This window comes from Streptomyces sp. NBC_01788, from assembly GCF_035917575.1.
Classification (GTDB): Bacteria; Actinomycetota; Actinomycetes; order Streptomycetales; family Streptomycetaceae; genus Streptomyces.
Genome location: NZ_CP109090.1, coordinates 3,850,012 through 3,870,994 on the forward strand (window position 1 = coordinate 3,850,012; position 20,983 = coordinate 3,870,994).

At 70.1% G+C, this 20,983-nt stretch carries 15 protein-coding genes and 5 tRNA genes; 9 read left to right on the top strand and 11 right to left on the bottom strand.

Annotated features, from left to right (window positions below):
* Positions 1-328 precede the first annotated feature (328 nt).
* The 5 genes from OIE49_RS17450 to OIE49_RS17470 form a co-directional block, all read right to left on the bottom strand.
* A complete protein-coding gene (locus OIE49_RS17450) occupies positions 329-2,041 on the bottom strand; it encodes a relaxase/mobilization nuclease domain-containing protein (protein WP_326803136.1) in 1,713 nt (570 codons plus the stop codon).
* Positions 2,038-2,580 carry a MobC family plasmid mobilization relaxosome protein gene (locus OIE49_RS17455; protein ID WP_326803137.1) on the bottom strand — a complete coding sequence of 181 codons (543 nt, stop codon included), beginning with the start codon at positions 2,578-2,580 and terminating at the stop codon, positions 2,038-2,040. Before OIE49_RS17455 ends, OIE49_RS17450 begins: the two co-directional genes overlap by 4 nt.
* Positions 2,581-2,902: 322 nt before the next feature.
* Positions 2,903-3,727 (bottom strand): DUF2637 domain-containing protein, encoded by an 825-nt coding sequence (locus tag OIE49_RS17460; RefSeq protein ID WP_326803138.1) that lies wholly within the window; start codon positions 3,725-3,727, stop codon positions 2,903-2,905.
* Positions 3,728-4,148: 421 nt separating this feature from the next.
* Positions 4,149-5,399, bottom strand: coding sequence for a DUF3631 domain-containing protein (locus tag OIE49_RS17465; protein ID WP_326803139.1), 1,251 nt, complete (start codon positions 5,397-5,399; stop codon positions 4,149-4,151).
* Between the two features lie 263 nt (positions 5,400-5,662).
* Entirely contained in the window at positions 5,663-5,893 is a 231-nt protein-coding gene (locus OIE49_RS17470) for a hypothetical protein (protein WP_326803140.1), read from the bottom strand.
* A gap of 96 nt (positions 5,894-5,989) precedes the next feature.
* Between OIE49_RS17470 and OIE49_RS17475 the strand changes: the two genes are divergently transcribed.
* Positions 5,990-6,676, top strand: a complete 687-nt coding sequence (locus OIE49_RS17475) for a helix-turn-helix domain-containing protein (RefSeq protein ID WP_326803142.1) — start codon at positions 5,990-5,992, stop codon at positions 6,674-6,676.
* On the top strand, positions 6,673-8,310 hold the full coding sequence (locus OIE49_RS17480; RefSeq protein ID WP_326803143.1) for a site-specific integrase: 1,638 nt from the start codon (positions 6,673-6,675) through the stop codon (positions 8,308-8,310). The genes OIE49_RS17475 and OIE49_RS17480 overlap by 4 nt, the downstream gene beginning before the upstream one ends.
* A 34-nt stretch (positions 8,311-8,344) precedes the next feature.
* On the opposite strand, the gene OIE49_RS17485 is transcribed toward OIE49_RS17480, so the two are convergent.
* The 4 genes from OIE49_RS17485 to OIE49_RS17500 all read right to left on the bottom strand — a co-directional run bounded on the left by OIE49_RS17485 (position 8,345) and on the right by OIE49_RS17500 (position 12,007).
* Positions 8,345-8,417: transfer RNA gene (locus tag OIE49_RS17485), tRNA-Lys, on the bottom strand.
* Between the two features lie 201 nt (positions 8,418-8,618).
* Entirely contained in the window at positions 8,619-10,805 is a 2,187-nt protein-coding gene (locus tag OIE49_RS17490) for a DEAD/DEAH box helicase (protein WP_326803144.1), read from the bottom strand.
* Between the two features lie 235 nt (positions 10,806-11,040).
* Positions 11,041-11,574, bottom strand: a complete 534-nt coding sequence (locus OIE49_RS17495) for a hypothetical protein (protein ID WP_326803145.1) — start codon at positions 11,572-11,574, stop codon at positions 11,041-11,043.
* Between the two features lie 82 nt (positions 11,575-11,656).
* Entirely contained in the window at positions 11,657-12,007 is a 351-nt protein-coding gene (locus OIE49_RS17500) for a metallopeptidase family protein (protein ID WP_199836727.1), read from the bottom strand.
* A gap of 78 nt (positions 12,008-12,085) precedes the next feature.
* Between OIE49_RS17500 and OIE49_RS17505 the strand changes: the two genes are divergently transcribed.
* The 7 genes from OIE49_RS17505 to OIE49_RS17535 all read left to right on the top strand — a co-directional run bounded on the left by OIE49_RS17505 (position 12,086) and on the right by OIE49_RS17535 (position 18,812).
* Positions 12,086-13,696: a metallophosphoesterase family protein gene (locus OIE49_RS17505; protein WP_401788880.1), complete on the top strand. Its 1,611-nt coding sequence runs from the start codon at positions 12,086-12,088 to the stop codon at positions 13,694-13,696.
* Between the two features lie 80 nt (positions 13,697-13,776).
* A tRNA-Glu gene (locus OIE49_RS17510) sits at positions 13,777-13,849 on the top strand.
* Positions 13,850-13,897: 48 nt separating this feature from the next.
* Positions 13,898-13,972 (top strand) — tRNA-Asp (locus tag OIE49_RS17515).
* A gap of 25 nt (positions 13,973-13,997) precedes the next feature.
* A tRNA-Phe gene (locus tag OIE49_RS17520) sits at positions 13,998-14,074 on the top strand.
* Positions 14,075-14,269: 195 nt separating this feature from the next.
* Complete coding sequence (hrpA, locus tag OIE49_RS17525) at positions 14,270-18,247, top strand: ATP-dependent RNA helicase HrpA (RefSeq protein ID WP_326803148.1); 3,978 nt, start codon at positions 14,270-14,272, stop codon at positions 18,245-18,247.
* A gap of 93 nt (positions 18,248-18,340) precedes the next feature.
* Positions 18,341-18,415 (top strand) — tRNA-Asp (locus OIE49_RS17530).
* Positions 18,416-18,617: 202 nt separating this feature from the next.
* Positions 18,618-18,812, top strand: coding sequence for a DUF6274 family protein (locus OIE49_RS17535; protein WP_100570376.1), 195 nt, complete (start codon positions 18,618-18,620; stop codon positions 18,810-18,812).
* Positions 18,813-19,286: 474 nt separating this feature from the next.
* Here the strand turns inward: OIE49_RS17535 and bldC are convergent, their stop codons facing one another.
* Positions 19,287-19,493, bottom strand: coding sequence for a developmental transcriptional regulator BldC (gene bldC, locus OIE49_RS17540; protein ID WP_003949541.1), 207 nt, complete (start codon positions 19,491-19,493; stop codon positions 19,287-19,289).
* 545 nt (positions 19,494-20,038) lie between these two features.
* On the bottom strand, positions 20,039-20,908 hold the full coding sequence (locus tag OIE49_RS17545) for a hypothetical protein (RefSeq protein WP_326803149.1): 870 nt from the start codon (positions 20,906-20,908) through the stop codon (positions 20,039-20,041).
* Between the last annotated feature and the right edge of the window lie 75 nt (positions 20,909-20,983).

Sequence of the window (20,983 nt, forward strand, 5' to 3'; positions counted from 1 at the left end):
AGTGGCTGGTCTGGGGCCTGGCCCTTCAAGATGGCGCAGGCTCCTTAGTCAACCCCCTCCACCCGGCACACCCGGCAGGACACCTGCGCCCCCTGCGACCACCAGGGCATCCTTCCCGGGTCGACCCGGCCGGCCGGTTCCTCTGCGCCCTGTGCAGCGACGTCCCGCTGGACGCCCGCTGCAAACGCTGCGCGGACGAAGCCATGACCACCGACCAGGCGATCTGCTGGCAAGAGAGATCCCAGAAGGACTGCTGCGCTGGGGCACGACCGATGGCGTTGTAAGGCCCCGCGCGGCCTAGCCAAGACCCAACATCGCAGCCGATCCGCTACCGCCGGGACCTGTTCCGCCCTGAAGCCGGGGAAAGAACGGTCGGCTGCGGTGCAGGAGCCGCCCCACCATCGGACCATGCCCCTGTGCTCGTGTGTCGACGAGCAGCTTCAGCTCGGCGGTTCGGTATCGGGTTCCGACCAGCGTGCTGAATGCGAGTGACAAGAACGCGGGCGGGCTGGCGGGCTGATATCAGCTCGCGTTGGACGGCTGCCTCCTTCAACAGTTGCCGCGGTTGGTGGCCACGGGCTTCGGCGTCACTGAGGACAGTGGCGAGGGCAGGCCAGGCAGTGTCGGCGAGGATGCGCTCGGCGTGGTCAGGAACGGTGGCACGAACGTCATGGGCCAGACTCCGACTGACATACTCCTGGAGATGGCGGGGCGCCAGTTCTTCCAGCACGGGGACAAGTGCCTGCTCGGTCGCCATCTGGAGGTGTTGGACAGCCCGTCGAGCAGCCTCGGCCTGTTGGGCCTGCTGCTTCGCCTCGTGCCATCGGGCAGCAACGATAGTGGCCCAAACCAGCGCCGCGGTGAGTGCGGCCAGAACGCTGCCGTCCGGACCAGTGGCAGTGTGGGCGACGTCGCGGACGGCTGCACGCAGGACGTGTGCGGCCTGATGCTCAGCTTCGACCTGAGATCGCTGGGCGCGGGCGAACGTCCGGGAAGCGGCATGGAGCTCAGGGCGCAGGCCCGCCGGAGCCTTCTGAGCCGTGACTTCGATCAGTTCGCCCAGGGCGGCGATGTGCGCCTGGATAAGGGTGTCGTCGCCGTTCATGTCGGTGTGCAGGGCGTCAAGGGCGTCGGTGGCCTGCTCCCAGGGGCTGGCCGGCCGGTTACGGCGGGCGGTTGGGTGCTCCTCGGGAGCGGTGGCTTCCAAGCGTGCCCTGAGCTTGGGAAGGGTGAGGTCGGGGGCGATCTTTCCGCCGGGGTGGTAGATCTGTTCGCCGTTGTCGTTGACGTCGCCGGGGCGGCCCACGGCGTAGCCGAGGAGGTCTCCGGACGGTCCGCGGCGGGGTTTGACTGCGATGCCGTCGGCTTGGAGGTAGGCGAGGAGTTCCTCGGCGTCGCTGGCGTGGGGGATGGCGGTGCGGATGCGGTCCTGGAGCCATTCGCGGCTGGTCTGCTGCCAGCCGAGGCGGTGGGCCTTGTGCATCTCGGCCTGGGTGGGGCGGCGGGATGCGGTGCCATCGCCCTTCTTCAGTCGGCGCAGGCCGTAGTCCTTCTCGATCTGCCGGCAGGCGTCGCCGACGCGGAGGCCGCTGTCGTGGAGTGTGGGGCGGCGGCCGTCTTCGCGGATGGTGGTGGCGAGGATGTGGATGTGGTCGTCGGCGTGGCGCACGGCGATCCAGCGGCAGCTGAGGTCGTCACCCGGTGGGGCGATGCCGGCGGCCTCGACGATGCGCTGGGCGATCTCGGCCCATTCGGTGTCGGAGAGGTGGCGGTCCTCCGGGGCGGCGCGGACGGGGCAGTGCCAGACGTGGTCGGTGACTTTCTTGCCGAACTCGCTGTTGCGCAGCCGTACGGGCGCGTCGAGGTGGCGGGCGAGTTGGGTGAGGGTGGCGTTCTCGTCGCGGCCGGGGTCGGGCATGCCAAGCATCGCGAAGCCGGCGACGATGTGTGGGTCGGTGTGCTCGTCGTGCCGGCCGGGTCCATAGAGGTAGGCGAGCAGGCCACGGGTGTTGGATCCGGCCGGTTTGATGGCGGCGATCATGCGGACGGGTTCTTCGAAGGGTCGGCGGGCTCGCTCAGGGCTTCGGCGATCAGCTCCAGCAGGCGCTGGAGCTCGGCGAGGTTGCGGCGGATGTCGGGCGGGGCGAGGTCGCTGTTGAGCGCCCGGGCGATCTGGTTGATGTTGACGCCGATGCGGTTGAGGTGGCGCAGCACCCGTGTGCGGAACTCGTGTGTGCGGCGGCGGTCCTCGGACAGAGGCAGATTCGCAGTGAACCGGCCGTCCACGAAGGCGAGGACGACATCGGCGGCGAAGCCGGATTCGCCCTTGTAGCCGTGCTCCGTGGCAGCCTCCTGCACGCGGACGCGTTCCTCGCCGAGGAATCGCAGAGGGCCGACGCGCTCTACGCGCTTGTCACCGGTGAAGCGGCGGATCGTGGGCTGAGCACGCGGATCGCCGGCATCGGCCGGCACGGGGCGGAGCACGGCTCGCTGGGCGGCGTGGAGTTCGTCCGGCTCGGGGCTGCCCTCGGCCCCGAGCCCCCGGCCCGGCGCCCCCTGGCGCTGGGCCCCCTCCGCCACCCCTGGGGCGGAGATCCCCGAAGCCCGGCCTTGAGTCGGACTCGGGGTACTACTGGCTCCGCCGGGAGCAGCCCGTCCGAACGCGCGCCGCAGACGGTTCATCAGCGTAGGCGACTTCGTCAGCGGCAGCGACGCGTTAGGGAGGCCCTCGGCTTCGTGCGGGTCGTAGGTCACAGGTGAATCTCCGGAGCGGGTGGCAGGCGGGCTGGTTGCGTGATGGCGGCTTCCAGCTGTCCACAGGGCGTGGATAAGCGATCGGCCTGGCGAGAGCGGGGCCCGCCTGGCCGGTGGGCAGGAGAGGTTCCGCCCACCGGCCAGGCGGTCAGCCGCTGTTCGTTTCGGCGCCGGTGGCGAGCTCAGGACGGAGGATGGCCATCACCTCGGTCAGCCGTTTGCCGCTGACCGTGTGCCCCTTGGCTCGTATGGCCTGCTGGACGATGTCCCGGTTCAGCCTGTTCTTCTCTGCCGCGGCGATTCGCCCGATCTCGGCGAGCTCCTCGACCGTTGCGCTGGCCGGACGGCCACCGCGTGACTTGCCCACCGGTTGTGGCAGTGGTTCCGACCGCTGGACGGTGGGCGCCGGTCGCTCAGTCGTCCGGCTGGGCCGAGCGGAAGGGGTGGCCGGTGGTTCGTACGCTTGGACGGGAACGGGGTTCGGTTGGTCGGCGGGCTGGTCGACGAGCTGGTGTACCTGTCGCATCAGGACACCGAAGGCCAGCAGTGCGGCGGCCGGTGGTACGGCGGCGACCACATAGTCGAGCGGGGGCACCGGTCCGGCGTGGTCCGTACCGCTGACCCCGGCCACGTTGAGGGCGATGGAGCCAACCGAGCCGGTGGCCGTGAGTGCGATGGCCCAGCCGTCGGTGACCCGGCGCAGTCCCGCGCGGAGCATGAGGAGCTCACCGGCGACGATGAACGCGTCCAGGGTCGCCGGCCAGGCCCATTGGCGTGTGGCTGAGTTGCCCAGCCCGTGCTGCCCGGCGACCTCGGCAAGGTGGGCATACGACAGCCAGAACCCGCCGGCGGTGAGGAGCACGATGACGACTCCTGCGGCGGCGAGCGCGTACCGCTCGATGGCCTGCTTGGTCGCCGCCGGCCGCCCTTGGCCGAGCCTGTGGCGCTGCGTGGGGGTCGTGGGGTGGGTCAAGCGGGATACTCCTGCGGTGGTGTCGGATGATCCGTCTTTGCCGTCTTGGCCGTTGCAAGCCCAGGTCAGGGCGGGTACGGCAGTCGCCTCGGCCTTCCGTCCCGGAGGCGTGGCGGAGCCGTCTTCGGCCCTGCTGCTACCTGGCGACAGCTCGCCGCCAAGCGACTTTCCGCGTGCTCCCTGTCTGCTGGGACGGCGCTTTTATGTCTTGCCGTCCCGGTTGGCAGACCTGCGACCTGCGGTAATACGGCGGGGACGCCCGGGACGGCACAAGACGGGTCTCGGCGGCGTCCAGTCGGAGGCAACCCGGTCCTCGTGATCGCGTTGCCGTCTTGCCCCCAGTTGCCGTCTTGTTCGCACGCCCTCTGACCTGCGGGATCACGGCAGGGACGGTAGGGACGGCCACCGGGGGATGCGGGGCTCAGACCGCCGTAGGGGCGGGTTCGGCGTCCAGCGGGTGGACAGTGGGGCAGTAGCGCCGCCACGCGTCGAGGAACTTGTTGCGCATGTAGCCCTTGCGCTGGGTGCCGTCGGCGAGGCGGACGTTGCCCGGCCTGATGTCGAACTGCCGCAGCATGTCCGCCAGGTTTCGGGAAGTCAGCCCATTGCGTCCCCATTCCACCCAGGGGCTCTCGGCGTTCTGCCGCAGATGGTGCAGCAGCTCGTCCGTGGAGAGACTGTCGACCTCCCGTTGGGCGAAGAAGATCCGGCGGATGTCGGCCAGGATCCGTGCCCCGCCGGGCTGCTCCTCCTCCACCTCGAACTCGGAGGCGACCATCCGTGAGCATGCCTCGCGGGTGCGACGGGGCCAGGGCCCGGCGGCGAGGTCGGCGACAATCACCATGGGCTCCCAGGTGTCGGCGGCCCGGTCCTCCACCGGCATCTCCGGCTCCAGGTCCGCTGCCTCGTCCAGCAGCGGGCGGGCCCAGGCGGCGATCCGATCGCGCACGTCGTGGAGGGCCGGGGTGTCCCGGCGGGAGCGGAAGGGCTTGACGTGCTCGCCCTCTGCCCGGCGGCGCATACGGATGACCACCGACCGGTCCATGATCGTGTCGGGCAGGTCACCGATCCCGGCGAGGGCGGCCATTGCGAAGGTGGCGAACCGGTGCGGAGTGTGGTCGTTGCCGACGACCCGTGTGACGTAGCGGTTGCGCTGGTGGCCGGCGTTGAGCAGGCCGCGCATCTCCTCGTTCTTCTCCGCCATCTTCGGCGTACCGAAGATGGTGTCCGCCTCGTCCACCAGGAGCGTGGGCGGCTCCTCGGTGATCGACCGGAAAACCGCAGCCGGTGTGGTGTTGATGGTGAGCATGGGCTCGTGGACCGTCTCGGTCAGCACATCCAGCAACCGCGACTTACCGCAACGCTTCGCCGGCCCCACCACCGCCAGACGCGGCGCGTGCTGCCACGCGGGCTGCAGATGCGTCGCCACCACCCACAGCGTCACGGCGTCCAGTGCCTCCGGCGAGGGCAGGATCACGAACTTCGCTATCTGCTCACGCAGTTCGTCCAGCAGCGCCGAGCCGATGGTCGGCTCTGGATCCGGCGCCAGCGTCTCGGCCGGCGCAGCGTGCTCGGGTTCGCCCTGGTCGGGCTTGCCCGGCCCCGCGACCGGCGGACAAGCGGCGGCTGCGGGTGTCGGTGCGGAATAGGGCGCGGGGTTCTCGGGTTGCACCAGGTGGCTCCTCTTCTGCGGCGCCGGGCATGCAAGCCCGGCGCCGCGGATCGTTCGTTGGATGCGGGCGACGGGGATTCCCAAGCCTCCGGCGTTGCCGCGCCGGAGGCTCGCCGTGTTCAGAGACTGAACACACGCTTTGTCCCGAAACGGGACGCTCGCTCTGTTCCCCGAGGGAACACGGACAGTACGTCCGCCCCCGGTAACAGTCCACCGTTTCTGTGTCAGCTCAGCGCAGAACCGTCCGCTACACTCCCGGCCCTTCACGCCGCCAGACCCAGCAACTCCAGCAGATCCGCGGTCACCACCCGGTAGGCGTTGCCCAGCCGCAGCACCTTGCACGGGTAGGCGCCCCGCTTCGCCAGCTCATATCCCTTGCTCCTCCCGAGACCCAGCGCGCGGTTACCTGTGTCCAGGTCGACCGCCACAGGCAGAGCGAGCAGCTCATCTCGACTCATCCCCTTCGGCCGTCCGGCCGTCGCGTCGTCGCGCATGCACCGCGCTCCTTTCCATGCAGCCCTCGGCGAACGCGGTCATCACATCCGTCTCCAGGCGTCTACAAACCAGGATGACGAAGCTACTGTGTCTTCATGACACAACGTGATTTTGATGATGGAAGTGGCGAGGACGACGTCCCCGAGTGGGCGGACCGGGTCAAGGCCAACGTGGCCGGCGAAGTGCGGCGCAGAAGGAAGGAGATGGGATGGAGCGCGCAGGAACTGGCGGACCGGTGCGAGGAACTCGGGCATCCCATACCGCGCAACGTGATCGCCAACATGGAGTCCGGCCGACGGGCCAACCTCCCCCTCGTGGACGTGATGGCCCTGGCCGCCGCCCTGGAGACGTACCCGGTCTGCCTGATCTTCCCGGTCGGCTACGTCGAAAAGACCCAGGAACTCCCCTTCCAGCACCTCGTGCCTACCTGGGACGCCCTGCGCCGCTTCACCGGCGAGGAGGACGTGCCCGGCTACGACGCGGGCCTGGTCCCCGACTTCGAGCTACACGCCAGCCTCGTCCGCACCGCTCTCGCCGCGCTCGAAGAGGAAGAACGCGCCCGGTTCGCGGCCAAGACGGCCACCGGCCGCGCCGAGAAGGAAGAGGCCGAGCGCCAGCGGACCAAGTACGCCGACCAGGCCATCTCCGCCAAATACAGGCTCCGCTACCTCCGCCGCGACCTCCGCAAAGAGGAGGCCATCCCACCCGATCTGCCGCCCGCACTGGGCGATGTCGACCCACCCGAACCCGATCCCGACACCACCTCGGAGGAACGCCTTTGAAGGGCTCCACCCACCGGCGCTGCTACTGCCGCGACCCCCACACGGGCAAGCCGCTCGGCAAGAACTGCCCCAAGCTCTCCAGCCGCAAGCACGGCTCATACTCCATACGCCAAGAGCTCCCAGCCCGCGAGGACGGCACCCGCCGCTCTTTCAGCCGCGCCGGCTATGAGTCCCTGAAGGACGCTCAGGCGGACCTCGACCACGTACGCTCCCTGCTCGCCCTGACGGAAAAGGACGACCCCGACAGCCTCCAGCGCCTCGTCACCATGCTGGAGGAGGTCGCAGCCGAGAAGACCCCGCTGCCGGCCATCGAGGAGACCCGACGCCGCCTCAGGGCGGGCCTGGCCCTCCGTGGCAGCCTCACCGTCGGCGAGTGGCTCGACCAGTGGTTCGCCGCGAAAAAGCGCCGCAAGACCACGCTCAACGCCTACGCCTCTCACATACGCGTTCACCTGAAACCGCGCATCGGCCATGTACGCCTCGACCGGCTCAACGTCGGCCACCTGGTGGAGATGTTCGACGCGATCGCCGACGAGAACGAGGTCATCGCGGCGGAGAACGAGGCCCGCCGCGAGCAGATCGCCCGCTGCAAGCCGAGCAAGCCCGGCCGTCCCGTAGGAGCCGAGCGAAAGCTGCTCGCGGTCGAGCGGGCCAAGCTGGCGGAGATGAAACCGTTCCGGAAGATCACTGGCCCGGCCACGCGGCAGGCGATCCGCCGCACCCTGCGCGCGGCACTGAACTCCGCGATCGCCCAGCAGCTCGTCACCTTCAACCCGGCGTCACACGTCGAGTTGGAGTCGGGCAAGCGCCCGAAGCCCCTCCTCTGGACCGATGAGCGGGTACAGCGCTGGCGCGAGACCGGAGAGATCCCAGGTCCGGTCATGGTCTGGACTCCGCAGCAGTTCGGCACCTTCCTCGACGCCGCCGAGGGCGACCGGCTGTACGCGATCTTCCACCTCATGGGCACCCGCGGCCTACGTCGCGGCGAGGCGGTCGGCCAGGACTGGCACGAGATAGCCCTCGGCGCCGGCCTCATCACCCCGGCCAAGGAGATCGTGGTCGACGGCTGGGACCCCTACGAGTCCGAGCCGAAGACGGACGGCAGCGCGAACACGATCGCGCTCGACAGCATGAACATCGCCGTGCTGCGCGACCACCAGGCCCGTCAGGACAAGGAGCGCTCGGACTGGGGCGGCGCCTGGCAGAACACGGGCAAAGTCTTCACTAAGGAGGACGGCTCCTGGCTCCACCCCGAAACGGTCTCGGAGACCTTCCGCCGCATCCTCGCCACGACCGACCTGCCGCCCATCACCCTGCGGGACCTGCGCCACGTGGCCGCGACGCTCACGCACGGAGGCGGCGGCGACATCCACACGGTGAAGGAGACGCTCCGGCACTCCACCATCACGCTGACGTCGGACACGTACACGAGTCTGCTCCCCGAGCTGGACCGTGAGATCGCCGAGAAGGCAGCGAAGCTGATCCCTCGGTCTCGTCCGGCAGCTGCCAAACCGTCCGCCTCGTCCCCAGCCGATCCGCAGGACACAGGCGCATCCGCTCACGCATCGCTCACGCAAGAGCCGGAAAACGAGACAGCGCCCGAGCCGACCGAAGTCGACCCGAGCGCTGCGTAGCAGGTCAGAGAGGGTGAACCCTCCCCTGCCGCTGTAGGCCCTGTGGGACTCGAACCCACAACCAATGGATTAAAAGTCCACTGCTCTGCCAATTGAGCTAAGGGCCCGGGCGATGTTGCCTACCCGAGCATAGCGGGACGAGGGCCCGTCGCCGATCGGGTATCGGGGGTGCCAGGCCGGAAGTTCGGCGTGATCGGTGGTGACCGGGTGACGGCCGGGGTCAGAAGATCCCCTTTTGGCTTGCTCGAAAAGCCGCAGGGCCCGTACGACGGGAGTCGTACGGGCCCTGCGAGTGAATTCACCCGGCGTCAGCCGTTGCGCTTCCAGCGCGGCTTGTCGTCGCGGCGGCCGAAGGAACCGCCGCTGCCGCCGCTGCGGTGGTCGTCACGGCGGCCATAGGGGCGCTCGTGGCCGCCGGAGCGGAAGCCGGGGCGGTCGCCCTGGCGGTCGCGGTTGAACGGGCGGTCGCTGCCGCGGTGCCCGCCGCGCTCGTCGCGCCGGGCCGGGCGGTCGTCCCGGCGGAAGCCGCCACGGTCGTCACGGCGGTCGTCACGGCGGTCGTCACGACGGTCGAACGAGCCGCGGTCGTCACGACGGTCGAAGGAACGGGGCGCACGGTCCCGGTCGCGGTTGAAGCCGCCCCGGTCGTCACGCCGCTCGAAGGAACGGCCACCACGGTCGCCCCGGTCACCGCGGTCGTCACGGCGGACGCCGCGGTCGTCACGGCGCTCGAAGCCGCGGTCACGGTCGCGGTCGCGGTCGAAGGAACGGCCACCGCGGTCGCCCCGGTCGTCACGGCGGAAGCCGCCCCGATCGCCGCGGTCACGGTCGCGGTCACGGTTGAAGCCGCCGCGGTCGTCACGACGGTCGAAGGAACGGGGCGCACGGTCCCGGTCGCGGTTGAAGCCGCCCCGGTCGTCACGCCGCTCACGCCGGTCGTACGACGACGGGGCCGCCGTACGCTCCTCGCGCTCCTCGCGCTCGGCGCCCTCTTCCCGGTCGATGCGCTCGATGTCCCGGGCCGCCGGCTGCTCCGGCACCGACACCTCGGCCACCGCCTGCTCACCGGCCACCGCGTCCGAACCCTCGGACGTCACGGTCTCGCCGCGCTCCCGGGCGAGGCGGGCGACCAGCCGGTCGGCCTCGTCGCGCAGCTCGGCCGCACGCCGCTGCGCGCGCTCCAGCTGCTTGGCGAGGTGGGTGACCTCACGCTCGGCCAGCTGGGCCGCGGTGCCCGCGGACTCGGCCTGCACCTCGGTCATCGACCGGGCGCCCGTGATCTCGGCGACCTCCGGGTCGAAGGCCGCGCCGCCCTGGATGATGTGGCGCGAGGCGTCCACGCCCGCGTCCTCCATCAGGCGGAAGATCTGACGCCGCTGGTGCGGCAGGGACAGCGAGACCACCGAGCCCGTGCGGCCCGCGCGGGCCGTACGGCCGGCCCGGTGCAGGTAGTCCTTGTGGTCGCCGGCCGGGTCCACGTTCAGCACCAGGTCGATGCCGTCGACGTGGATGCCGCGGGCGGCGACGTCGGTGGCGACCAGGACGTTGACGTACCCGTCCTTGAAGTCCGCCAGGGTGCGGGTGCGGGCGCCCTGCGTCATGCCGCCGTGCAGCGCCTCGGCCTTCGCGCCGGCCTCGCGCAGCTGCTCGGCCACGCGGTCGGCGCCGAGCTGGGTGCGCACGAAGATGATGGTGCGGCCCTTGCGGGAGGCAATGGCCGCGGTGACCGGCGCCTTGTCCTTGGGCTTCACGATCAGGATGTGGTGCGACATGGTCGTCACCGCGCCCTGCGCCGCGTCGACCTCGTGGCTGACCGGGTCGGTCAGGTACCGGTCGACGAGGGTCTTGATCTCGTTCTCCATCGTCGCGGAGAACAGCATCCGCTGACCGCCCGCCGGAACCTGGTCGAGCAGCTCGGTGACCTCGGGCAGGAAGCCCAGGTCGGACATCTGGTCGGCCTCGTCCAGGACCGTGATCCGCACGTCCTCCAGGGAGCAGGCGCCGCGGTTGATGAGGTCGCGCAGCCGGCCCGGCGTGGCGACCAGGATGTCTACGCCCTTCTCCAGGGCGTAGATCTGGTTGCCCATGGAGGTGCCGCCGCACACGACCTTCATGCGCAGGCCGACGACGTCGCCGTAGGGCTGGAGGGCGTCGGCCACCTGCATGGCCAGCTCACGGGTCGGGGTGAGGATGACCGCACGCGGCCGCTTCCGCTCGGTGCGTCCGCCGGCCAGCGTGGCCAGGGTCGGCAGACCGAAGGAGAGGGTCTTGCCGGAGCCGGTGCGGCCCCGGCCCAGGATGTCCTTCCCGGCCAGGGCGTCCGGGATGGTCGCGGCCTGGATCGGGAAAGGCGTGGTCACGCCGTTCTGCGCGAGCTTGCGGACGACGCCCTCGGGCAGGCCGAGGTCCGCGAAGGTGATCTCCGGGGCCTCGTTGTTCTCGGGAGCGTCGTCGGCGTTCTCGGGCACGACGACGTGATCAGTGGAAATGGACATGCGAATGCGAAACCTTCCGGAGTCTCGTCGGCACGCGCCCGTCAACTCCGTGATTCGCGCCACGACCGCCTCGATGCGGTCCGCCACGGCAAAGGAGAGTACGCGCCACACGGCGCGCTCTGCATGGGCGCCGGGCAAATGGGATCAAACGATCTACCACCATACGCACCCTGCACCCCTGAACGCAAACCGGCGGCGCGGCGAAGGCGAACCGACGGCATCACCGCAGGTCGGCTCAGCCCCTCGTCCGGTGCGGCCGCCAGCCCGGCCTGTACGGACGCTCCCGCTGCTCAAGCTGCGAACCCGTGCCGTCGTGCGCCGAGGGTGAGGGCTCGGACACCGGCGGATCCGACTGGGCCGGCGGAGCGGGCGGCGAGGCCGGCGGCTGCTCGGGCGCGGCGGACGTCTGCGGGGGCACCGGCACCGCCTCGGTCGGCGTCGGCTCGCCCGCCTGCGGCGGCACCCCGCCGTCGCCCGGCGCCGCCGACGCGCCCGCCTCGGCGGACGGCGAGTCGGAAGCGGCCGGCGTCTCACCCGGCTTCCCCTTGCCCCCGTGGCCATGCCTGCCCTCCCCGCCGCCACCGGCGTGGCCCGCGCCGCCGCCGGACAGCACGTCCTCGCCACCCGGGGCCAGGCCGCCCTTCGCTCCGGCGGAGTGCGACGGCCTGACCGCGCCGCCGGCGTCCTCCCCCACGCTCATGCAGCCCGCGGCGGCGGTGACGGCGGCGACCGCCGCGGCGAGACGGACGGATACGTACAAGGGGCGCACGGGCAGCCACCTCCGGGAGAAAGAAGTCGCCGTGCCCAACTCCCTTCACCCGTGCAAGGACACGCGCCCCGCCCCGCGAAGGTCAGCCGTACCCCAGCGCGTGCAGACGTTCGTCGTCGATCCCGAAGTGGTGGGCGATCTCGTGAACCACCGTCACCTCCGTCTCCGCGACCACGTCCTCCCGTGTCTCGCACATGCGCAGCGTCGGCCCGCGGTAGATCGTGATGCGGTCGGGCAGCACCCCCGCGTACCACTCGCCGCGCTCCGTCAACGGGGTCCCCTCGTACAGCCCCAGCAGCTCGGGATCGTCGGCGGGCGGCTCGTCCTCGACGAACACCGCGACGTTGTCCAGCAGCCGCATCAGCTCCGGCGGAATCCGGTCGAGGGCCTCGGCGACCAGTTCCTCGAACTCCTCGCGCGTCATCTCCAGCACACGGTCATTGTCCGGCACGGCCACGCGACCATGCCGTGCGCGGGCATATCGGGTGTCGGGCCCGGGCATACGCGCCCAATGCCCCGCGTTCCCGTCGCAGACCCGAACCGCCCGCACCCCCTCCGAGGCATACGAAGGGCCATGCACGCCGCCGTCCTGAAGGCGGCGCACGCAGTCGCCCCCCGCCGCCGATCACCGCGCCCAGGTCCGGCGCTGTCACTGGCGCACGAACCGCGCCCCTGGGCGCGCGCCGCCGGACTGGTGGCCGTCGTCCTGGCCGGCGCCTGGCTGGGGCTGCTCGTCGTCGGCAACGTACGGGCCCCCGTCGGCCCCATGAACACCACGATGACCCTGCGCCCCTCCCTGAGCGGCGGCACGAAGATCAACGTCTCCCCCCTCGGCTCCCTGGAACTGGACAGCCACATCGCCCCGATCCGCCTCGACGTGAACGTCGACCAGCTCGACCCGGCCCGCTCCCAGGCCCTGGTCGACCACCCGGAACGCTTCTCCGGCCTCCAGGACGAAGTGGCGCACGACGTGGAGCACGGCACCCTCGACCTGGCCGTACGGTCCTGCGTGGCCGTCGTCGCCGGCGCCACCGCGCTCGGCCTGGCGGTCTACCGCCGCCCACGCCGCGCCCTGGCGGCCGGCGGCCTCGCCCTGACCCTGCTCGCCGCGTCCGGGGTGACGGCGTACGCCACCTGGAACCCGAAGTCGGTGCTGGAACCGAAGTTCTCCGGACTGCTGTCCTCGGCGCCCTCCGTGGTCGGCAACGCGCGCAGCATCGTCACCGAGTTCGACGTCTACCAGCAGGAGCTGGCGCGCCTGGTGACGAACGTGACGAAGCTCTACGACGTCACCTCCACCCTTCCCGCCTACCAGCCGGACCCGATGACCATCCGGGTCCTGCACGTCTCCGACATCCATCTCAACCCGGCGAGCTGGAAGATCATCGCCTCGCTGGTGGAGCAGTACAAGGTGGACGTGATCGTCGACTCCGGCGACACGATGGACCACGGCACCGCGGCGGAGAACGGCTTCCTGGACCCGATCAAGGACCTGGGTGTCCCCTATGTCTGGGTGCGCGGCAACCACGACTCGAAGGTCACCCAGCGGTATCTGGAGCGGATGAAGAACGTGCACGTCCTCGACGACGGCCGCGCCGAGACCGTCGCCGGGCTGCGCTTCGCCGGGACCGGCGACCCGCAGTTCACCCCCGACCGCTCCGGCGCACCGGGCGCCGACGCGTCCGAGGAACTCGCCGGCGCCCGTCTCGCCTCGGCCCTGCGCGACCAGCAGGCCAAGGGCACCCCGGTCGACATCGCCATCGCCCACGAACCGTCCGCGGCCCGCGAGACGGACGGCACCGTGCCGCTGGTGCTCTGCGGCCACCTCCACCACGAGGGGACGGAGGTCCTCAGGTACGGCACGCGGCTGCGCATGGAGGGATCCACGGGCGGCAGCGGGCTGCGCGCGGTCGAGGGGAAGTACCCGGCCCCGATCGAGGCGTCGATCCTCTACCTCGACCGGGACAGCCGCCGCCTCCAGGCCTGGGACGCGATCAAGCTGGGCGGCCTGGGCCGGACGACGGCGGAGGTCAGCCGCCACCTGCCCGAGGAGAACAAGCCTGGCGCCACTCCCACCCCGTCCGGCGCCACCCCGTCCACCCCCTCCCCCTCCGGCTCGTAAACGGTTTTGGCGATACCCCCGGCCATCCCCTATGCTTTTCACGTCCCCGACGCGCTGAGAAGCGCCCAGGCGGGCCGATAGCCCTCATCGTCTAGCGGCCTAGGACGCCGCCCTTTCAAGGCGGTAGCACGGGTTCGAATCCCGTTGGGGGCACGCAGTACGGTGTGCGACACTTATGTTCGTTGGTTCGCACACAACCATGGTCCTGTGGAGCAGTTTGGAGTGCTCGCCACCCTGTCAAGGTGGAGGCCGCGGGTTCAAATCCCGTCAGGACCGCTGAGGTTTCACGTGAAACCTCAATGGCTGGGTAGCTCAGTTGGTACGAGCGATCGCCTGAAAAGCGATAGGTCGCCGGTTCGACCCCGGCCCCAGCCACCAGAGAAGGATCCCGCCCGATGGGCGGGATCTTTTTTGTTCGCAGGGACTTTGTCCCCGGGGGCGGTGACGCCGGCCGAGTGCGCACGCGCGAACCGGCGGCGCGCACACGAACCGGGGTGCCGCCCGCGGCGGCCCGCGGCCCGCGAGCTAAAGCGTTCGCCAGGAAAATCCCGGGGATGAGATCCTGGGTCGCGTATGTCTACGCATCCCGCCCCCGCCCTCGGCGCCCTCGCCTCCCGGCTGAACGAGTTGTCGCTGCGCGACGCGCACCGGCTCGGCCGCAGGCTCGAAGGTGCGCGCAAGATTCGCAAGCCGGAGGCGCGTGCCGCCGTTCTCGCCGAGATCGAGGGCGACGTCGGGAAGGCCGAGGAGCGCATGACCGCCCGGCGTTCCCGGGTGCCGGCGATCAGCTATCCCGAGCAGTTGCCGGTCAGCCAGAAGAAGGGCGCGATCGCCGACGCGATCCGTGCTCACCAGGTCGTCATCGTCGCCGGTGAGACGGGGTCCGGGAAGACCACGCAGATCCCGAAGATCTGCATGGAGCTCGGCCGGGGCGTACGCGGCATGATCGGGCACACCCAGCCCCGCCGGATCGCCGCCCGTACCGTCGCCGAGCGTGTGGCGGAGGAGCTGGACACCCCGCTCGGTGAGGCCGTCGGCTGGAAGGTGCGGTTCACCGACCAGGTGGATCCCGGTGCCACGTTCGTCAAGCTGATGACGGACGGCATCCTGCTCGCGGAGATCCAGACCGACCGCGAGCTGCGGGCCTACGACACGATCATCATCGACGAGGCCCACGAGCGGTCCCTCAACATCGACTTCCTGCTGGGCTATCTCGCGCAGCTGCTGCCGCGGCGGCCGGACCTCAAGGTCGTCATCACCTCGGCCACCATCGATCCCCAGCGCTTCTCACGGCACTTCGGGGACGCCCCGATCATCGAGGTCAGCGGGCGGACGTATCCGGTGGAGGTGCGCTACCGGCCACTGCTGGAGGACGACTCCGACGACGCCGACCGGGATCAGATCACAGCGATCACGGACGCGGTCGAGGAGCTGATGGCCGAGGGGCAGGGGGACGTCCTCGTCTTCCTCTCCGGGGAGCGCGAGATCCGCGACACGGCCGACGCGCTCAACAAGAGGAGCTACCGGTTCACGGAGGTGCTGCCGCTGTACGCGCGGCTGTCGCACGCCGAGCAGCACCGGGTCTTCCAGCCGCACTCCGGCCGCAGGATCGTCCTGGCGACCAACGTCGCCGAGACCTCGCTGACCGTTCCCGGCATCAAGTACGTGATCGACCCCGGCTTCGCCCGGATCTCCCGGTACAGCCACCGCACCAAGGTGCAGCGGCTGCCGATCGAGCCGGTCTCGCAGGCCAGCGCCAACCAGCGCAAGGGCCGCTGCGGGCGTACGTCCGACGGCATCTGCATCCGGCTCTACAGCGAGGACGACTTCCTCACCCGCCCGGAGTTCACGGACGCGGAGATCCTGCGGACCAACCTCGCCTCGGTCATCCTCCAGATGACCGCGGCCGGCCTCGGCGACATCGAGAAGTTCCCGTTCATCGACCCGCCGGACCACCGCAACATCCGTGACGGCGTGCAGCTGCTCCAGGAGCTGGGCGCGCTGGACCCGGCGCAGAAGGACCCCCGCAAGCGGCTCACGGAGACCGGCCGCAAGCTCGCCCAGCTGCCGGTCGACCCGCGCCTGGCCCGGATGGTGCTGGAGGCGGACCGCAACGGCTGTGTCCGCGAGGTCATGGTGATCGCGGCCGCGCTGTCCATCCAGGACCCGCGTGAGCGTCCCGCCGAGAAGCAGACCCAGGCCGATCAGCAGCACGCCCGCTTCCGGGACGAGACCAGCGACTTCGTCGCCTACCTCAACCTGTGGCGCTACCTCCGCGAGCAGCAGCGGGAGCGGGGCTCCTCGTCGTTCCGGCGCATGTGCAAGCAGGAGTTCCTGAACTTCCTGCGTATTCGCGAATGGCAGGACATCTACAGCCAGTTGCGCACGGTCGCCAAGCAGATGGGGATCGAGCTCAACGACCAGGACGCGCCCGCCGACCGGATCCACGTCTCGCTGCTGGCCGGTCTGCTGTCGCACATCGGCATGAAGGACGTGAAGGAGTCCAAGGACTCCGGGCCGGGCGCGCGCAAGGACGGCGGCCGGAACGAGTACCTGGGCGCCCGCAGCGCCAAGTTCGCGATCTTCCCGGGCTCGGCGCTGTTCAAGAAGCCGCCGCGCTTCGTGATGTCCGCCGAACTCGTGGAGACGTCCCGGCTGTGGGCCCGCGTCAACGCGAGGATCGAGCCGGAGTGGGTCGAGCCGCTCGCCGGGCATCTGCTGAAGCGGACGTACAGCGAACCGCACTGGGAGAAGGACCAGGCGGCGGTGGTGGCGTACGAGAAGGTGACGCTGTACGGCGTTCCGATCGTCGCCCAGCGGAAGGTGAACTACGGGCGGATCGACGCGGAGCTCAGCCGGGAGCTGTTCATCCGCAACGCGCTCGTCGAGGGCGACTGGCGTACGCACCACAAGTTCTTCGCCGACAACCGCAAGCTCCTCAGCGAGGTGGAGGAGCTGGAGCACCGGGCCCGGCGCCGGGACATCGTCGTGGACGACGAGACGCTGTTCGACTTCTACGACCAGCGGGTCCCCGAACACGTGGTGTCCGGTGCGCACTTCGACTCCTGGTGGAAGAGCAAGCGGCACGAGCAGCCGGACTTCCTGGACTTCGAGCGGGAGATGCTCATCCGGGAGTCGGCGGAGGCGGTCACCAAGGCCGACTATCCGGACTCCTGGCGGCAGGGGAACCTCAAGTTCCGGGTGACGTACCAGTTCGAACCGGGCGCGGACGCGGACGGCGTGACCGTCCACATCCCGTTGCAGGTGCTGAACCAGGTGACGGACGAGGGCTTCGACTGGCAGATCCCGGGGCTGCGCGAGGAGGTCGTCACCGAGCTGATCCGCTCGCTGCCCAAGCCGATCCGCCGCAACTACGTGCCGGCGCCGAACTACGCGAAGGCGTTCCTGGAGTCGGCGGTGCCGTTGCAGGAGCCGCTGACGACCACGATGGCGCGTGAGCTGAAGCGCATGGTCGGTGTGCCCTTCGAGGCCGAGGACTTCGACTGGTCCCGGGTCCCCGACCATCTGAAGGTCACGTTCCGGATCGTCGACGAGCGGCGCCGCAAGCTGGCCGAGGACAAGGACCTCCAGGCGCTGCAACTGAAGCTGAAGCCCAGGGCGCGCGAGGCCCTGTCCCAGGCCGCGGCGGCGACCGCGGAGCGGCAGGGCGGGGAGTCCCTTGAGCGCGAGGGCCTGACCGACTGGACCATCGGCACCCTGGCCCCGGTCTTCGAGACGCGCCGGGCCGGCCAGCCGGTGAAGGCCTACCCGGCGCTCGTCGACGACGGCGACACCGTGTCCGTGCGGCTCTTCGACACCGAGGCCGAGCAGGCCGAGGCGATGTGGCGGGGCACGCGGCGGCTGATCCTGCGCAACATCCCGGTCAACCCGGCGAAGTTCGCGTCCGAAAAGCTGAGCAACCAGCAGAAGCTCGCTCTCTCGGCGAACCCGCACGGCTCGATCCAGGCGCTGTTCGACGACTGTGCGACGGCGGCGGCGGACCGGCTGATCGCGGACTTCGACGGGCCGGTCTGGGACGAGGAGTCGTACCGGAAGCTGTACGACAAGGTGCGTGCCGAGATCGTGGACACGACCGTGCGGACGGTGGGCCAGGTGCAGCAGGTGCTGGCCGCCTGGCAGGCCTGTGAGCGCCGTCTGAAGGCCGTACGCAGCCCCGTGCTGCTGCCGAACCTGGCGGACCTGCGGGCTCAGCTGGACGGCCTGGTGAAGCCCGGTTTCGTGACGGCGTCCGGGGTACGGCGTCTGCCGGACCTGATGCGCTATCTGGTGGCCGCCGACCGCCGCCTCCAGCAGATGCCGACGAACGTCCAGCGGGACACCACGCGCATGGAGAAGGTCCATGAGATGCGGGACGAGTACGCGTGGCTGCTGGAGCAGATGCCGCAGGGCCGGCCGGTGCCGTCCTCGGTCCTGGACATCCGCTGGATGATCGAGGAGCTCCGGGTGAGCTACTTCGCGCACGCGCTGGGCACGGCGTACCCGGTCTCCGACAAGCGGATCGTGAAGGCGATCGACGCGGCCGCCCCGTGACGAACCGTGCACAATGAGTGAGTTCGACCCCGGGCCCCCGCTCCTGTACAGTCTCTTTTCGCAGCGCAACGCACGAATGGCGCCGCGAAACCTGGTCCTGTGGAGCAGTTTGGAGTGCTCGCCACCCTGTCAAGGTGGAGGCCGCGGGTTCAAATCCCGTCAGGACCGCTTCTGTCAAGAGGGCCCGTACCCCCGAGGGGGTACGGGCCCTCTTCTCGTGCGCTCACGCGCCCCGTCCACGAAGCCGCTTCCGGAGCATCACAGGGGCGCTGGGGCGCCCTGTGGCCCGCCGCCGTGTCTTGACGGCGTCACATTCCCTCGGTACCCAGGGAACAGGCCCCGCTCCCCCGCGGTCCACTGGAGGTGGCGTATGGCGGCATCGGCCAGGCACGAGACGCGGGCGCTGCTCCGCGCACATCTCGCGGCGGCCTCGTCGTACCGCCATCTCACCCGCCGCTGCGCCGTCTGTCACCAACTGCTGCGCCTGGAGATGGCCGGCGCTCCACGGACGGCTTCCAGCGCGACTGGCGAGGCCGTGGAGGACGACAGCGCCCCGACGGCGTGAGCCGGTCCGTGACGCGCGCCGGATCCCCAACTCCCTTGCGGGCATGCGGCGATGGAACCGGATCTTCCATTAGCGCAGAGACCCGGTCGGCAACAAGCGCCTCGGCGTGTGACGGGTGTCACCGAATGAGTTTCTGAAAGTGCGGTATTTACTCCCGCCCTACACAGGGTCAATTTAATATGTGCAATTGCACTGCCCTGCGCGTTGCTCCACAGATGATCCGCCGAGCCTCCCCAGACTCCGACAAGCCCGCTCACAGAGCCACCCCGTGGGCCCGGAAGGCACACAAAAAAGATCGCGCTGGACCCGGCGGAGTCCAGCGCGATCGACGACGCACCCTTGTTCACTTGCCTGCGGAGCTCTGATGGCTTGGGCGTGGGGCCTGTTGGGGCAGGACCCGCGTCGCTTGGAGCTGCGGTTCCGGACGTCTCGACCAGTTGGGGGACCACCCGGTTCGTCCGGTTATTCGGTTGTTCAGGCCTCGCTGCGCTGCTGCGGAATGCCCGCGAGCAGTGCGCGGACCTCGGCCTCGCGGTAGCGGCGGTGCCCGCCGAGCGTGCGGATCGACGTGAGCTTGCCGGCCTTCGCCCAGCGCGTGACCGTCTTCGGGTCGACGCGGAACATGGTGGCGACCTCAGCCGGGGTCAGCAGCGGCTCGGCATCAGGGGTGCGAGCGGTCATGAGCGGCCTCCTCGGGAGAACCGAACCTTCTCGGTTCTTTCCTCTAAATTCTGCACCTTGACCCGCGTTGCCCGAAATGGCGGACGCGAGTCGAGTCGGTTATAGGACGAACGGCTTGTCCTCGGCACTACAACTACACCATCTGTCCAGCCGCGTCGGCCAAACCGATGGAATTGCCCTCCCAGGTGTTCATCAGCGACGGAAGCCGATGGACCATGCCATAGCGGACAGTCACGCCACTGTGACGATCAGTCACAGCGCGATCAGGAGGCACCAGACCCCCCAAAGAGTGCAATGCGGAGATTCCGCCCACAGTGGAGCACAGCTGGACGGAAGGAGCCCTCCCCGGACTCCTTGTCCTATTTTGGCATGAGGAGTGGCAAGCGGCGCAAGAGTCGGGTAAGTGCCGTCCGTCACCCTTGACGTAAACGCCCGGATCAGAACCTACGTCCCGTCAGCTCCCGGAAACGCCCTTGACGGTACGCTGTTCGCGGCCCCATTAGGCCGTGATCTGCGTCACCTCGGGCGCCGCTCCTGGCAGGCCGTCAGTTCGCGGACCGCCGGTCGCGCACCGCCCGCCAGCGCTCCACCAGCCGCCCGTACGCCTCCCCCGCGGCCGCCCCGTCGCCCTGCCGCAGCGCCTCGACCCCCTCGGCCACGTCGGCCGCCGAGTGGTCGCCCTCCAGTTCACCGGCCGGCAGCGCGTGCACCAGGCCGCCGTAGTCGAGCTCCACCAGCGAGCGCGGGTGGAACTCCTCCAGCCAGCGTCCGACGTCCACCAGGCCGTCGATCATCGGCCCCTCTTCGACGGCGTCCTTGAGGGCCCGCAGGCCGCGTGCCACCCGCCGCCGCGCCTGCACCATCGGCGTCCGGTAGCGCAGCACCGGCACGTCGCCCCCGAAGCCGGCGGGGCTCCCGGAGTCCCCGGAGCCCTTGACGTACTCGCGTTCCTCGTCGGAGACCAGCACGAACCAGCTCAGCGGCACCTGCCAGGTCGCGGTGCGGATCCAGGGGCGGGCGTCGGGGTTGTCGGCCAGCCAGCGCTCGTAGTCCTGGGTGGCCTGGTGGCGCACGAGCGGCGGCAGCACCGCGTCCAGCACGGCGGCCGGGAACTCCTCGGCGAGGCCGCCCAGGGCCTGCCAGCTGCGCAGCCGGGTGCGCCAGGGGCAGACGCAGACCACCCCTTCGACGTCGAGCACGAACGCGTCCGGACTCTCGTGCACCGGGACCGGCACCGGCGGGGTGGGCAGCAGGTCGGCCAGCGAGCGGCGCAGTTCGTCCTGGCAGGAGGGGCGGTCGGGGCGCCGGGCATAGCGCGCCCAGTGGCTGCGCTCCGGCTCCGGGAAGGCGGCCAGCGGCTCGTACACGCGCAAGTAGGTCGCGTACGGAACGACCACGGAGGACACCTTGGGCACGCCTGCTCCCTCCCCACCGGACCGGACCCGAAACCCGCCCGGCCCGCACCCGGGTGGACGGAAAACCACAGCAAA